The 14,662-nt window shown below is 53.8% G+C and carries 15 protein-coding genes; 5 read left to right on the forward strand and 10 right to left on the reverse strand.

The genetic code is table 11. From position 1 onward, the window contains the following. Positions 1-6 precede the first annotated feature (6 nt). The 3 genes from JT719_RS22635 to JT719_RS22645 are packed head-to-tail and all read left to right on the forward strand — an operon-like array spanning position 7 to position 3,083. A complete protein-coding gene (locus tag JT719_RS22635) occupies positions 7-984 on the forward strand; it encodes a BT_3987 domain-containing protein (RefSeq protein WP_207436042.1) in 978 nt (325 codons plus the stop codon). A 27-nt stretch (positions 985-1,011) separates the two neighbouring features. Then, positions 1,012-1,857, forward strand: a complete 846-nt coding sequence (locus JT719_RS22640) for an endonuclease/exonuclease/phosphatase family protein (protein WP_207436043.1) — start codon at positions 1,012-1,014, stop codon at positions 1,855-1,857. 2 nt (positions 1,858-1,859) lie between these two features. Then, positions 1,860-3,083 carry a purple acid phosphatase family protein gene (locus tag JT719_RS22645; protein ID WP_207436044.1) on the forward strand — a complete coding sequence of 408 codons (1,224 nt, stop codon included), beginning with the start codon at positions 1,860-1,862 and terminating at the stop codon, positions 3,081-3,083. A gap of 582 nt (positions 3,084-3,665) precedes the next feature. Here JT719_RS22645 and JT719_RS22650 read toward each other — a convergent pair. The 6 genes from JT719_RS22650 to JT719_RS22675 form a co-directional block, all read right to left on the reverse strand. Then, positions 3,666-4,100, reverse strand: coding sequence for a DUF937 domain-containing protein (locus JT719_RS22650; RefSeq protein ID WP_207436045.1), 435 nt, complete (start codon positions 4,098-4,100; stop codon positions 3,666-3,668). Positions 4,101-4,343: 243 nt separating this feature from the next. Then, the gene (locus JT719_RS22655) at positions 4,344-5,141 is read right to left on the reverse strand and encodes an alpha/beta fold hydrolase (protein ID WP_207436046.1); all 798 of its coding nucleotides are present in this window, start codon (positions 5,139-5,141) and stop codon (positions 4,344-4,346) included. Between the two features lie 946 nt (positions 5,142-6,087). Beyond that, positions 6,088-6,279: a hypothetical protein gene (locus tag JT719_RS22660; protein ID WP_207436047.1), complete on the reverse strand. Its 192-nt coding sequence runs from the start codon at positions 6,277-6,279 to the stop codon at positions 6,088-6,090. A gap of 292 nt (positions 6,280-6,571) precedes the next feature. Beyond that, a complete protein-coding gene (locus tag JT719_RS22665; RefSeq protein WP_207436048.1) occupies positions 6,572-6,847 on the reverse strand; it encodes a hypothetical protein in 276 nt (91 codons plus the stop codon). 39 nt (positions 6,848-6,886) lie between these two features. Continuing rightward, positions 6,887-7,177, reverse strand: coding sequence for a hypothetical protein (locus tag JT719_RS22670; protein WP_207436049.1), 291 nt, complete (start codon positions 7,175-7,177; stop codon positions 6,887-6,889). 655 nt (positions 7,178-7,832) lie between these two features. Beyond that, positions 7,833-8,915: a 3-oxoacyl-ACP synthase III family protein gene (locus JT719_RS22675; RefSeq protein WP_207436050.1), complete on the reverse strand. Its 1,083-nt coding sequence runs from the start codon at positions 8,913-8,915 to the stop codon at positions 7,833-7,835. Positions 8,916-9,690: 775 nt separating this feature from the next. Here JT719_RS22675 and JT719_RS22680 point away from each other — a divergent pair. Further along, a complete protein-coding gene (locus JT719_RS22680; RefSeq protein ID WP_207436051.1) occupies positions 9,691-10,185 on the forward strand; it encodes a YdeI/OmpD-associated family protein in 495 nt (164 codons plus the stop codon). A gap of 356 nt (positions 10,186-10,541) precedes the next feature. Beyond that, positions 10,542-11,087 carry a GNAT family N-acetyltransferase gene (locus JT719_RS22685; protein WP_207436052.1) on the forward strand — a complete coding sequence of 182 codons (546 nt, stop codon included), beginning with the start codon at positions 10,542-10,544 and terminating at the stop codon, positions 11,085-11,087. A gap of 611 nt (positions 11,088-11,698) precedes the next feature. Here JT719_RS22685 and JT719_RS22690 read toward each other — a convergent pair. The 4 genes from JT719_RS22690 to JT719_RS22705 are packed head-to-tail and all read right to left on the reverse strand — an operon-like array spanning position 11,699 to position 14,295. Further along, positions 11,699-12,352 (reverse strand): response regulator transcription factor, encoded by a 654-nt coding sequence (locus JT719_RS22690; RefSeq protein WP_207436053.1) that lies wholly within the window; start codon positions 12,350-12,352, stop codon positions 11,699-11,701. A 6-nt stretch (positions 12,353-12,358) separates the two neighbouring features. Then, the gene (locus tag JT719_RS22695; RefSeq protein ID WP_207436054.1) at positions 12,359-13,132 is read right to left on the reverse strand and encodes a sensor histidine kinase; all 774 of its coding nucleotides are present in this window, start codon (positions 13,130-13,132) and stop codon (positions 12,359-12,361) included. Continuing rightward, complete coding sequence (locus JT719_RS22700) at positions 13,125-13,856, reverse strand: hypothetical protein (protein ID WP_207436055.1); 732 nt, start codon at positions 13,854-13,856, stop codon at positions 13,125-13,127. The genes JT719_RS22695 and JT719_RS22700 overlap by 8 nt, the downstream gene beginning before the upstream one ends. 4 nt (positions 13,857-13,860) lie before the next feature. Further along, positions 13,861-14,295: a hypothetical protein gene (locus JT719_RS22705; protein ID WP_207436056.1), complete on the reverse strand. Its 435-nt coding sequence runs from the start codon at positions 14,293-14,295 to the stop codon at positions 13,861-13,863. Positions 14,296-14,662: the final 367 nt, after the last annotated feature.

Here is a 14,662-nt window from a genome sequence, read left to right on the forward strand (position 1 = left end):
AATAAAATGAAACTAAATACTAAATCTTACTGGCTTCCCTTGGTTGCAATCTTGCAGTGCTTTTATGCCTGTAGCCCCGAAGAGTTTGGGGTGCCGGATGCGGCGTCCTATTCAAAAGTCTTCTTACAGGATGCCTTGGAAAACCCTGTTCAATACTCCTATACCATGAGGGATGAATGGGATACAATAAAACTGGGGGTTGGTTATGGAGGTGTTAACTTTCAGGAGCAGGATGTAACGGTACATCTTGAAGTAAATACCGCCCTGGTTGAGGAATTTAATGCCATGAACGGAACCGATTACCCGGTCATGCCGGAGGGAAGTTACCGGATGAGTGCCAACTCAGTGGTGCTTCCGGCGGGTAAAGCGAACAGCAACAGCCTCACTATTGAGGTGAACCCACTTAGATTGACAGGTCCCCGGCCCCATCTGTTGCCGGTAAGTATCAAAAACGCAAGCGGCCCTGTGCAGGTGAACGAAGAGCTGAAAACGATCTACTACCTCGTGTCTGGTCACTACAAGGAGAATCCGTACGGGAAAATCCCTCAGGGAAACTGGAAGGTGCACAGTTATTCATCAGATGAAAATGATGGCGTTAAAACAGGTGGCAGGGCGCATCACTCCTTTGACGGCAGTGTAGATACTTACTGGCATTCCCAATGGAGAAGAGACGCTAACGGATACCGCCCCGATCACCCGCATTTTGTAGCCATAGACATGCAGGAGCGTAGGGTAATCCATGGGTTGGAGATATTTGGCAGGGTGAACCAGATTGGGGGGAACGGTAACCCCCGCGACATCACCATTGAGGTGAGCAACGATGGTGAAAACTGGGTGAAGGCGGATTCTTACGTCTTGGAAAACACTGCCTCTAACACCATCTATTTCCCTACGGCCATGGAGGCGAGATATTTCAAGATGATTGTCAATGCCAGCCACCAAGGCGTGTATAGAACGCATACAGCCGAAATCCAGGCATTTTAATACGGTGTAAAGGTGGGCTATTCAAGCATGTTAATCCGATTATTCAACTGGGTGCAAGGCCTGTTCTGTTGCCTTGCCCTGGCTTCTCTACTTTTCTCCTGCCAAAGCGACAAAGAGAACGCTGAGGTAACACCAGTAAAGGAAAGCGTTACCCTTAAAGTAATGACGTATAACATCTGGGGCGCACGACCTGAGGGTATTCCTGACCTTCAAAAAATTGCCGATGTCATTAATCGGGTAAAGCCGGACCTGGTTGCCTTACAGGAAGTGGATGTGTATACCAGAAGAAACGGGGTAAATGTACACGTTGCCAGGGAATTAGCGAAGTTGTGTGGCATGGGGTATTTCTTCGCTAGGGCCATGGATTACGGAGGCGGTGAGTATGGCGATGCTGTACTGTCCAGAATTCCGATCAAAGACGCGAAAGCCTACACGCTAAGTGTGGTACCTGAGGTAGGAGGGGAGCAAAGGTCGGTGGCCCGTATCACCGTGGAAGTAGGAGGAGAGGAACTGTATTTCGTCAGTACCCATTTTGACCACCTAAGCAATGAGGCAAACAGGATACGGCAGGCCGAAGAGTTTTCTAGCCTGGTAAGGAGCTTTGACAAGCCTGTGATTGTGGGGGCTGACTTCAACGCGTTACCAGATTCAGAGCCCGTACGCATTCTGCGCACGCAACTGGTATTAGGGTGCAGAAACAATATCTGTGGTCAACCGACCTTCCCTACCTCTAACCCCAATCGGGTAATCGATTATATTATGTACACGGGCCTGGAAAAGCTGTCTGTCTCCAACTATGAGGTACCGCAGTGGGCCTACCAGGCTTCTGACCACTTTCCGGTGATCGCTAACTTTAAGTACAAACCAGATTAATTATGAATCCTTCTGATCAAAAGAGAAATGCAAAGAAGCTGGACAGAAGAGGCTTCATAGGAGACCTTTCGAAGATAACCCTGGTCGGAGCCCTTGGAGCATCAACTCCCGTTTCGCAGGCGATTGCTGCTCCCGTAAGTGCTGCCAAGTTTGAGTTCAGTACAGCTCCCTATTTGCAGAACCTGACCGAGCAGGACGTGCATATCATGTTCCTGACCAATCAGAATGCCTTTAGTTGGGTAGAGTATGGGGAGGAAAGGCTAAACCAAAAAGCGTTTGCTCATTCAGATGGTTTTATTCAGGCCAATAATCAATTGAACTCCGTTCAACTTAAGGGGTTAAAACCCGGTACCAAATACCAGTACCGGGTGGTAAGTAAGCAAATTGTAAAGTTCGACCCCTATGATCTTCAGTATGGGGAGGAAATCGCCAGCCAGGTTTTCCGGTTTGAGACCAGAGATCCTGAGGCTGCCTCCGTCTCTTGCTTGATCCTTAACGATATTCATGACCGTCCCCATTCCTTCGGCCACTTGCTGTCTTTGAACAAAGAGCGCCCGTATGAATTTGTGGCCTTGAACGGTGACATGTTCGACTACCAGACAGATGAGCGACAAATCATCGATCACTTGCTCAAGCCTTGCACAAACGTATTTGCCAGTGAATTTCCCTTCCTGATGATTAGGGGTAACCACGAGACAAGGGGAAAGTTTGCGAGAAACTTCAAGGATTACTTCGCCTACGAAGACAACGAGTACTACTTCTCTTTCAAACAGGGTCCGGTTCATTGGATTGTGATAGACTCAGGCGAAGACAAAGAGGACAATCACCCCGAATACGGGCATATTGTGGATTTTGACCGCTTTAGGGAGCGGCAAGCGGAGTGGCTTGAAAAGGAACTACAGCAGAAAAAATTCAAAAACTGCAAATACCGTGTGGTACTGATGCATATTCCTCCTTTTCACGCCGGGAACTGGCATGGAACCATGCACTGCAGGCAGCTCTTTCACCCTCTTTTTGAGAAACATAAGGTTGATATGGTCATTTCAGGGCATACGCATCGGTATGGCATCCACCCACCAAGCCAGGAGCATGCCTATCCTATCATTATCGGGGGAGGCCCTAAGGAAGGCAATCGGACGGTTATTCAATTTGAGGCAAACCGCGAGTTCCTTATTGTTAACATGATAAAAGATTCCGGGGAAACAGTGGGTACATACCGGGTGTAAGCCCACCGCTGAAATTGATATACCGGTGCGTACGTTAAAAGAGTGGGAAGAATATGTAGGGTTTATGAAAGATTTATAGAGCAACCAGCACTTAAAGAGTTCAGTGTATACCCTTTTACAGGTAGAACACTGGTCAAATCACCGAGTAGGTAGGCAGCTTTACGTAACAATGGTATGTCCAAAAAATGCCGGTATAAAGGGATGTGGACTTCTGTATTTTAATCTGCCATATCTCTGAGGAGATTATATCGGACAAACGTATCACAAACGAAAACCCGGTCATAGTTTCAGGGACGGCATTTGTGAGCAACACGTCCGAGATAAACAGCACTAACTGACATTCACGGAAGGCAAGTGTATCGCTTCAAAATAATTCCTGCTTCAAATATCCTTTTTGCTGCTTGTCTCATATCTCCTGGCCGCATTATTTAGAGGGTTCGGGAGACCTTAGGTGGAAAAAGGCAAGCCAGCGGAAGGAGAAGCCAGCGGAAACCTCCCGCCACTAACAGCCGGTACCTATTGCCCGAGGGATAGTTCCCCTGGGAGTTCCGTCAGTATTCCTGTCCCAACGCCCCGTTCAGGCTATCTGAACAGCCCCCCTAGGTTTCCAAGGCCTCCTCCGCCTAGTTTGGAGAGCGTTTGGGATATACCGTCCGGGGTGATGCTCTGGTCATTGGGGTCAGCCGCCTTGTGGGCGAATTGCTGCAGTAACCCCGGGAGGGCGGCCGCAATGGCCCCCGTCGCCGCCGGGGGCAGCCCGAATTTACTTCCCAGGGAGCTTACCAATCCCCCGGCGATGGCCGAAGTCACCGGGTTGCCGGCGGTCGTGCCTCCCTGCAGGGCAGACAACAAGCCGCCCACCCCGCCCTGGGAGGCCGCCTGTTCCGCCAGCCCATGCGTCACCTGATGGGCGATCTCGTTATGCACGTCCTCCTCCTGCCCAGCCGGGATGGTGGAAGCGACTTGGGGATTGCCGCCTATGTGCTGTTTTACAAGTCCTAAGATCTGGTCAATCATATCTTATCGTTTTAGATGGTGTAAGTGAATACCTAGGTAAACGGACTTGGGGGAGTAGGGTTGGTTCAGGCCTAGGGGAAGGGGCGGATGCGGGCGAGCGGATAGGTTCAATACGGGTATGGGAAGTGTATCCGCCGTTAGAGGATAGGTATCAGATCCAGTCGATCCCCGTAGATCGCCTATCACGTGGAAGAATGCCAAGGAATCTTTTCCCAAAAAAGCCATTATCCGGGCCAATGGGCCTCACGAGGCGTTGAGATAGGAATCCATGGCCTGGATGGTCTCGATGGGCGCGCTCAGGTGCGGGCAGTGCCCTGTGGCTTTCAGGTGCATGAGCACGGAACCCTTGATGTTCCTGTGGACGAACTCGCCCACCTCCGTGGGGGCGATCACGTCCTCGGAACACTGCAGCACCAGGGACTTGGTCTTCAGGCGCGCCAGGTCGGCCCGGTTATCCGAAAGGAAGGTCGTGCGGGCGAAGTGCTGGGCGATGCGGGAGTCGGTGCTGCAGAAGCTGTGCACCAGCTCCTCCCCCAACGAGGGACGGTCCGGGTTGCCCATGATAAAGGGGGCGAAGGCACTGGACCAGGCCAGGTAATCGGTCTCCATGTACGCCAGCATGGCGTGGATGTCCGGGAGCTCGAACCCACCCGTGTAGTCCCCGTCGTTGAAATAACAGGGAGACGGCCCGATCAGGACCAGTTTCTCGAAAAGACCCGGTTCTTGTATGGCGCTCAGGACCCCGATCATGGCCCCGACCGAATGGCCCACGAAGATGGCGTCCCGGAGGCCCAGGTGGCGGCAGATCTCATTGATGTCTTCCGCGTACCCCCGCAGGGAGGCGTACTTGGTGTAGTCGTAGGCTTTCTGGTCCGACTGCCCGGCCCCGACATGGTCCAGCAGCACAATCCTGTAGCGTTGCTGAAAGGAGGGGGTGATGTAGCGCCACATGTTCTGGTCGCAGCCGAACCCATGGCCGAACACCATCGCCTGTTTTCCCTTGCCAAATACCTTCACATTGTTTCTCTCCAGGGGATACATGCCTAAAAAACGTTCGGTTTGAATGGATTGAATCAGATTTCGCAGGTGTGACGCAGCCCAACCCATCCTAGCTAGCCGGATAGCCCCGACCTATTGGATCAAAGGCCCTTTGTTATGGAAAATCCCTGCTTAACTGCACTCAAAATTATATAAAATCTTACTTTATTCAAATATGACATCAGACGGGATTGGGGACCAAAGGGGCCCGGACAATCTGCCGGACAGCTGCTCCTTGGGTAAAATCAAAGGCATTGCGGTGGGTCATTGCCGCTGGCTTCCAGGGGATCGGGCAATAGCATGCCAGGGGATTCCCCATGCTGAAGGGAGACGTGGGCTGAGGAGAGTTTCCGCTGTGTCGTAATCAGCCCCAGAACTTTATGGAAGAGCTCAGGCCACGATAATCAGAAAGCAAACGAGTGCTGCCGTAATGCAGGCAGAAAAGAACAGTAGCATCCCTAAAGTCAGGTTTTTGTGCTCACACAGTTCACACCCGATGTAAAGGGCGAACAGGTCAATGCACACATGCGCCAAAGCTAAAAAGGGCAGGGAATCTTCGCTGTCCGAAAGCCATGCGGTAAAACCTATCACGCCTAGCACTACCAAAGACGATACCCCAAGCCCAAGCCTATGTTCCGCTGTCATTTGCAATACCGTTATTTGATTCCGCCTGCTAACGTACCTTCTCTGTTGGCTCGCTGATAACGAATTCAATGTAAGTATATTCATCGGGTATTACTACCCGCTTGACAAGGATACCTATGTTTTTTATGGATTGGTCAAGAGGCAGGTGCTTCACCAGTGCCCTTGGGGTGCTTTGAAAGGGATGTTTACAGGAAAAGCAAACCAATGATCTTTGGCCTACTCGTTATGTTTGCCCCAGATTCGGGGTGCCGCCCTTTATACCGTTGATGAAAAAGGTGATGGCTGCCCTGGCAAACCAATACGCCTAGTGCACATCATTAGCCAGAATACTCCTTTCAGCGGTGTTCAGGTCTGAGGCGCACATCAGGATAAAAGTATCTTTCCCCTGTACAGTAGGAGGGTGCGCCTGGTATTGGGCAATGGCGGCCACTGCATCCCGGATGTACCCCGAGATAGCCATCAGCGCCTCAGGGCCCTCAAGGGTGAATTCCCTCATTGCCGTCAGAATCCTTTAAAGCTCTACAATACACAATTCCTCCTCGTCCATGTGGATAGCTTTCAACCGTTTGGCTGTATACGGTGGAACCTGACGCTTTGGCCTTATTGCTTTATCATTTAGGGCAGCTTTTCCAAAAGAGACCTCAACATACCTCAGCAGAAAAAGCCGGGGTTGGGCATGGGATGGTCCCCTGCTGGTACCCTTTGCTTTTCAGAATATTCGGTATTCAATACTCTTCTGCATCTTTCGTCAGTTGAATGCAAAATCCCAGCCCTTCATACGATAGAGTTCACAAAGCATCCCTTTCGCAGAGGTATATGTTGACCGCGGAGTGGGCGGCGTAGAGTGCATCAATGATTCTGCTGCTCATGGCAAACAGCCTTGCCTCCAGCAAGGCCTGGTCGGTCCTGTAGAAATGGGGACCGGAGGCCGCCTCGAGTTCAATCACCTCATCCTGGGCGATGGAAATCAGATCCTGGACCCTGGAGGAGGCAATGCTCTCATCATCCCGCAGTCTCTCCAACAGCTGGTGAAGTATTTTCAGGTTGGCGAACTTTGTTTTCATTCAATGGGGGAAATACCGGCTTCCCAGGTCAAGGTAGCACTAATCGGGGAAGTTGTTCAGCAGAAAGGTCAACGCCAGGTCGGCCATTGCCAATCCGGTTAGGAAGTTGCGGGATTTCACCTGCTGCAGGACCTCCCCAAGCTTACCGATCGTCTTTCTAGCCAGCACGGTCACGAAGAAATCATCGCGGCCCTCCACCACTTTCCCCCTGAGCACCCTTCCGTCGCTTGGCTTGGATATTGGCTCCAGGTTCACCACATCAGTGGTTGGATTAGGATAAGCTTTCACCGTCACAGTTGGAGAAAGCGTAAAAGAAGCTCTGGAATTCATTAGAAAATACGATTACAACTCATCCTCGCTTGTATTATTAGCCGATAAGGAGGGGAACTCTGCATTGATCAACCCGGAAAGAACTGTAGAGATAAGAGGCGACTTCCAAGTGAAGACTAATTGCAATGAGATCAACGGGAGGATATCGGGCAGAAGACCGGAAATCGTTAGCGGAATGCTGAAGGGGTATCAAAAGGTAAAACATAGACAGCCAGTCCCTGATTATGGAATCATGTCCAACTGTCTTAGGGCAGCTTTCGTGACCTCCTTTCTGCAGGCTCCGAACCGGGATGGGGCGAGGTGCGGTCGCTATCTCAAAAACTCTGCTGGATTCCGTGGTTACACAAGCCCTCGCCCCCTTTAGAGAGGCTCAAACAACCTCCACCTAAGTGTTGCATGGAATCAGATTGTGCCTGGGAATATTTCCAGTGTTTGCAGGCGGAAGCCCCAGCCGTGCAACCCGGATCCCCTGTCATGTTGGTAAAGGAGATTGCGCCCCCCACAGCCCAGGACTTCCTACCCTCCGCACCTTGGGTAGCGGCACGCCTTCGGCTACTATCTAACTTGGGGACCTTTGGTTTGCGGACAGGCTTGGGACATGCCCCGCCTCTTGCGTATGACCCCTATGCCGGCCTGTATACACCAAAGATTGATGCTAGGGCATCCGGTAAACGGCGGCGTTGATATTCATGCCAGCCCCTACCGAAGCAAAAAGCAGCAACTCGCCTGAGCCTACGGTCTGGCCTTTCAGGCCACCCGTCAGCAAAAGATCCAGCAAGGTGGGAACGGTAGCGACGGAACTGTTGCCGAGCCAGGAAACGGTCATCGGCATGATATTCTCGGGGATGCTGTCCAGCGAGTACAGGTCAAACAAACGCTTCAGGATGGCGTCATCCATCTTGCCGTTCGCCTGGTGGATCAGCACCTTGGAAACGTCCTGCAAGGGGATGCCCGCTTTTTCAAGGCACATCCTAATCGCATGGGGCACTGTTTTCAACGCGTATTCATAGAGCTTCCGTCCCTCCATTTTCAGGAAAAGGCCCTGACCGTCAAAATCAGGGTTATTCGAGTTACCCATTCGGAGCAGATGGGCGGTCTCGATGGTGTCTGAACGGGTGATGTGTGCCAACAGGCCGATCGGCTTCTCGCTTTCCCTTGCCTCCAGAACGACTGCCCCTGCTCCGTCCGCATACAGCATACTGTCACGGTCATGGGGGTCTGACACCCTGGACAGCACATCGGCCCCGATTACCAGTGCCCTTTTGGCATCCCCGGATCGGAGAAAGTAGTCAGCCTGGATAAGGGCCTGCACCCAACCCGCGCAGCCGAAAGGCAAATCATAGGCAATGGTGAAGGGGTTGCTGATCCCCAGTCTGTATTTGACCCGTGCCGCGATACTGGGCACCAAATCCGATTTCCTGTCACCTGCCTTGACATCCCCGAAGTTGTGCGCCACGATGATATAATCCAGCCGTTCTTTGTCCTTTTTAGAGGCCAGCAACGCCTTTCGCCCGGCGAGGAACGCGATATCGGAAGTGACCAGGTCGTCGGAAACATGCCTCCTCTCCCTTATAGTGGTTATTTGCTCGAATTTCTCCACGATTTCAGGGGTAGGCTTGGGGGATCTTTCCCCGGCCGCCTCGTAAAAGACGGATTGTTTGAACTGCTCATTTGGGATGACGGCCTCGGGGATATAATTTCCTGTGCCAGTGATCACTGAATATATAGGGAAAGGCATATTGTCTCTATTTTAGGGCTATCACATGACTCGGCAGTAGCGGCCCCTGGGATTTGGCTAGCTGGTAAAAGCATGGACTTGCAAGGGAATCAAATTACTGCTTTTTCTTGGATGTTTCCTAAGCCCGGCATGTTGGGAGGGCGTACTGTAAGTGAGTTATCCAGGAAAGGGATTGTTGCTGAGTCCTCGAAGACCCTCTTCCATCTTTTCCTAAACCCCACTTCCCCGTTTAGGTACCTACGGCCCCTGCTGCCAAACCACCGTAAATGGGGGAAAAGAGCGATCCTGAAGAATATCGAAACGAGCCTGAAGGTAAACCTGACAGAGGTAGTTTCCTCCTTTGGAAGATTTACCTTCAAATCCTTCCACTTTGGGTTGGAGGCATAAGACACCCTGCTTGAAGCCATCGCGGGCAGGACTCAGGGAACCTTCCTGAGCAGAGTGCAGGGGCTGCTGAAGAAGGTGGAGGTTGCTAAGGATGGTTGAAACCGGAAGGCCGAGACCAGTATAGGCTCTGACAAACCAGGGAATACCAGCCTGAAGAAATCCTTGTTTCTTTGGTCCGAAATCAACAACTTAAGGTAATCAACCGGCTACCTCCATGTATCGAACATTCAGTTTCCTATTTTTTCTGCTGGGTCTCTTGGCGTCTTTTGTAACCTGGCTGTTAAGTCTCATCCCAGGGTAACCTCCCCCTGGCTCACGGAGGCTCCCAAGCCCTTCCCAAAAACCAGGACCTGGCCCTCCAGGGAGCCCCACAGAAAACCTCATTGACATGGTACCGACGGGCCACACATTTCAGGCGTACATAGAGATTATCGGGGCAAACCCCTATGTCCACGTCCCGGATAGAATACTCCAGGCCGTTTTCCAAGACGCAGGCAGGGACAAAGGACCTATCCCGATCCGTGGGAAGATAGGGGAGAAAGCCTTCCGCCAGACCATAGTGAGATACAGCGGTGCCTGGCGGCTCTACATCAATGCATCCATGCTGAAGGATTCCCCCAGAAAGATCGGGGAGAAGGTGGAGTTGACCATTGCCTTCGACCCCGAAGACAGGACGATCGCACCTCACCCGCAACTGGTGAAGGCACTCCGGGAGAACCAGGAGGCGGCCGCAGTCTTCGACAGGCTACCGCCCTCCCGAAGACAAGAGATCGTCCGGTATATCTCTTCCCTGAAAACGGAGGCAAGCGTGGACCGGAATGGCTCCAGGGCGATCGACTTTCTGTTGGGCAAGGGGAGATTCGTGGGAAGGGACAGGCCCTAGCCAAAGAATGGTATTGACTGTCCCTGCCCTAGGTAGGGCGGTATACCCTACGAGCACAGCCTATGCCCCGGTACCTCATCAGGCATGAGCCATACAGCAGGGCGGGTAATCACCTTTCCTGTAGTTTTTTGGGTCTATGGAATAGGATCCAGGGAAGCATCAGGCAGTTCTTAGCGCGCTTACCTCTCCAACGGGGAACGCCGGAAGAGAACCGTTGGACGGGTACCTGAAACATAGCGCGGGATTTCCGGTGACACCCGAAAGCAGGATTATCCATCCGGCACACCGTATGCCCAAAGTCCACAAATGCCCACAGTGAGTACCGCAGAGAAGTAGAATAGGGTCGGTAGATGCACATGGAAAAGAACCCCACAACCGAGACGATATCCCTCCGGCCCTCCACAATGGAGGATAAGGAAAAGGTTTTCCGGTGGTTAACCCGTTCCAATCTGACGGCAGAGATGCTGGGGCCCCCGAAGTTTCCGGATACCCTGGTTCCCTCCTGGGAGGAGTTCGACAACGACTACCTCGACTATTACTTTGATGGGACCCAGCCCATGAAGGGACGTTGTTTCATCATTACCCACAAGGGCCAGGAGGTAGGGCAGATCAATTATAATCACATTGATCCCAGGGACCATTCCACTGAGCTGGATATCTGGTTGTCCGATAAAAGGTTTACGGGGCAAGGGTTCGGAACGGGGGCCCTGCGGCTGATTTGCCGTTTCCTTGCAGAAACCTTTGGCTGCAGGTATGTATATGTCCAGCCTTCCCGGCGAAACCCAAAGGCCATCAGGGCCTACCTGAAGGCGGGCTTCAGGGAACAGGCATATTTTCCCCCGGAACTTGTCCCTGATTATGAGGACTCCGTCCTGTTGAAGAAAACGATAGGGGAAAAATGAATAACCACCTGCCCCGGGCGTCAGGTCAAGGCAACATCCCTGTGAAGGCCAGGTAGCGGCGCCAGATACCTGTGAAGCATGGTATCCAGGGAGGAAGGTGAGGTTCACACCCATAATCCGGCCTACCATGCCTTCCGACAACCCAGGAGATTGCTCCGAATGGGGCAGTTCCCTTGAGAGCGGCTGCTATGGGATTGGAGGGTTGGGCCCGCAGAAGGAGTTAGAATTGTCCTGCCGCCCGGGCAGAGGACCAAGGCCAACAGGAGTCCTGAGCAAGCCCCGCAAGGCCTGCGGTACACTGGGGAAACCCCAGTCCTTTCATATTCCCCGGCCACCTTCCCAGGAAGTCTGACGCACCCGATTGCCGGGCGTTGGCTGCCGACGGGGTTTCAGCACAGAGATACCTGGGCCAGCCAGGAAGGACCCAAACTACCCAAGGGAGCCGCTCCGAAGGCCCGGAGGGAAAAGCGGAGCCTAGCCGAGGCATTGATGCCAGGGGCAGGTTCTCGCGCGGGAGAAGAAGCGGCGACGGGAGCCCAAGGGCCCTACTTGCCTTTTCCCGGGGGCAAACCGGGCGGACAACCTGATTGGCCCTGGGTGCAGGAGGGATACTACTGCTCCTTGTAGATCCCGTGGCGGATGGCATAGACGGCCAGCCCTACCCGGGAACCCACCTCCAGTTTGCGGAACAGGCCCTCCCGCAGGGCTTCCACCATCCGGGGCTTCACCCCTAAAAGAGGGGCCATGGATTTATAGGGCATGTCGGTGCAGGCCAGTTTCAGGAACGCGACCTCCTGCTCATTCAGCTGGGTTTCCGGCTGATGCAGGCCTTTCAGGTCCTTTTTGAGGATTTCGACCACATTGCCGGTGTAATAGCTGCCGCCCCTTTCCACCGCCTCCAGCGCCATCCGGAGTTCGGAGGGATCCGCGTTCTTGAGAAGGTAGCCGTCCACCCCGCTTTTGAGCATCCGCAGCACCGTCTCGGTGTCATCGCTCATGGAGAGGGCCAGGATCCTTATCTCCGGGTGGTGCTCCTGCAGCCAGAGGGCGGTTTCGAAACCGTCCATCACGGGCATGCTGATATCCAGCAGAACGATGTCGGGAAGGCTCCCGGGGAAAAGCCTGGAGGTCAGATCTTTCCCATTCTCCGCTTCCAGGGAGACGGTGTAGCCGCTGAAGCCGTTGATGAGCTCGGCCATGCCCTTGCGGAAGAGCCTATGGTCGTCAACGAGCGCTACTTTGATGGGGGAGGGGGACGTTTGCATGTCGTATCAGGGGAATGGTAATTCAAAAAACACGGAGGTGCCACCGCCCGGGGTACTGTGGACGTGCAGGGTGGCCCCCAGGAGGGAGGCCCGGTACCGCATGTTGGAGGACCCCGTTCCCTGCGGCGAAGGAAGGGCGGCGGCATCAAAGCCTTTGCCGTCATCCTCTATGGAGAGGGAGACCCTGCCTCCTGGATACCGCAGCCGGACGGTAACGGAACCTGCCTCCGCGTGTCTGAGGACGTTGTTCAGGGCTTCCTGGGCGATCCGCAGGATGATCAGCTTCCTTTCCGGGTCCAACCCTGCCTCTTTCCCCTCCACCTCGAAGGATGTCGCGAGCGCACCGGTCTTTCCGATCAGGTCCAGCTGGAACCGGAGGAGCGCCGCAAGGCTCTGCTGGGCGATGTACCGGCTGTTCAGCCTTTTGGAGAGGTTCCGCAGATCCTCGATGGCCTGGTCCAGCAACTCCTTGCTGCTCCGGATCTTCTGCTCCCGGGCGACGCTCCCGGCACTCTCCAGGGTGCTTACGTGCAACCGCACCAGCGAGAGGACCTGCCCCACGTTGTCATGTATCTCCTGGGAGATGGAAAGGAACGTCTGCTCCTGCACCTCGACCTGGGCCTTCAGCAGCTCCCGCTGGAAGGCCGCCTCCAGGTTTCCGATTTCCCGGGAGTGCTCCGACCTCCTCTTCTGGTAAGCATACATCAGGTAGAAAATCAGCATGCCCAGCGCCAGCATCAGCGCAGTCCCAAGGGTGACGATGAGCAACAGGTCATACATGCTTCTTCAGGGTAATCCGGCGAGGGGCACCATCCTTCCCGACCGCCCGAGGGGAACGGCCGCAAAGGGCAAAGGCAACCAGAAAGGTAATATTAAGCAAAAGCCCCAAAAATATACTGATGAAATAGAGGGCATGGGCCAATGCATAGGAAACCTCGAGGATCCGGTTCATGAGGCCCTCCACGAAAAAATTACCCAGCGAATAGAAGAACAGACCGGTGCTGACCCAGAACATCGGCTCCTTCTCCAGCTGAACGACCGTAAGCCCAAGGAAGATCTCGCGGCAATACAGAAAGGCCCAGCAGATGATAAGGACATTCTTCAAAAGGCGGGCGTAGGTGTTGACCTCGGAGGTTTCCTGCAGCAGCAGCAGGATCAGGCTTGAGACGAGCAGGTAGAGGGGGATGGAGGCCAATACCGTTTTCCGTGCCCTGCCCCCCTTCAGCTCGCTGTAGAACAAACACGAGAAGAGGGTATACTGGAGGGGGACCAGGAAGTGGTACAGGTAGAAATTGGTCGTTCTCTGGAACATGAGGTAGGCCGCATACCCCTCCGCCAGCAGGGTGAGCAGCAGGGTATAGCCCAGGATCTTCAGGCCCACGGGAAGGTGCCTGAACTTCAGGGCCCACAGCAGGAGGCCGAGCGCCAGCTGAATGAAATAAACGTATATATCCCACATAGGTGCAGGGGGCGCAGGCAGTGCCTGCGCCCCGGTGTAAACCATGGTCCTATTCCTGCCACGCCAGCAGCCCATCCTCCTGGCAGTTCAGCCGGGGAGGGCAAAGGCAGCAGTCATCCACGTACAGGGCCTCCGCCTCGGTCCGGGCAAACGAAGGCTCCCCCTGAACGGCCCCCATGAAGATCACGTGCCGGCCATCTTCCCCGATCCCGTAGTAGACCCTGATAAAGGAACTGGCCGGGTACTGCTGGATCAACCGCAGGACAGACTCCGTGGTGAAATTGGCCGCCCGCATCATGGTATCCTCCTGAGAGGGCTGCAGGGAGGCCAGGTATTGCCGGTACCGGTCGCACCGGGCCTTCAGCTCCCCCAGGGGCACCGGCTGTTCCACCATCACGTTCGGGGTGGACCCGCTGAAATCACAGGGTCCCGGCTCGGGCCCCGACATGGAATTATCCACATTTCTGGTTAACAAGATAGGCATACTTTTACTTTTTTTAGGTGAGATTAAGAAAATATATGCCCTAAAAAGAGGCTTCTCCCTTTCCTACGCAAGTAACCCGGTACCTGCACCCAAGCCCTATAATCAGATAATTAATTGATATAAAATTAGTTGCGATTTTAACAATCCCTGATCCAAGTGAAAGGGCACCCCCGTTCAGGGAAAGATCCCGAAAGCAGGCCTTGGCCCTCCCGGGGAAACATGGGCAACTCCCCCTACGGGGACCGGGAAAAATCACATTTCCCCGATGGGGTATTTTCCCGAGTTTTGCCCATGGGCCAGTCCTGCGGGTAGGACCGGGGGAAGGCATCGGGGGAAACGGGACCCGGACGGCGGTATCCCATGGATC

The sequence above is a fragment of the Sabulibacter ruber genome, assembly GCF_017355955.1.
GTDB classification, from domain to species: Bacteria; Bacteroidota; Bacteroidia; order Cytophagales; family Hymenobacteraceae; genus Nibribacter; species Nibribacter ruber_A.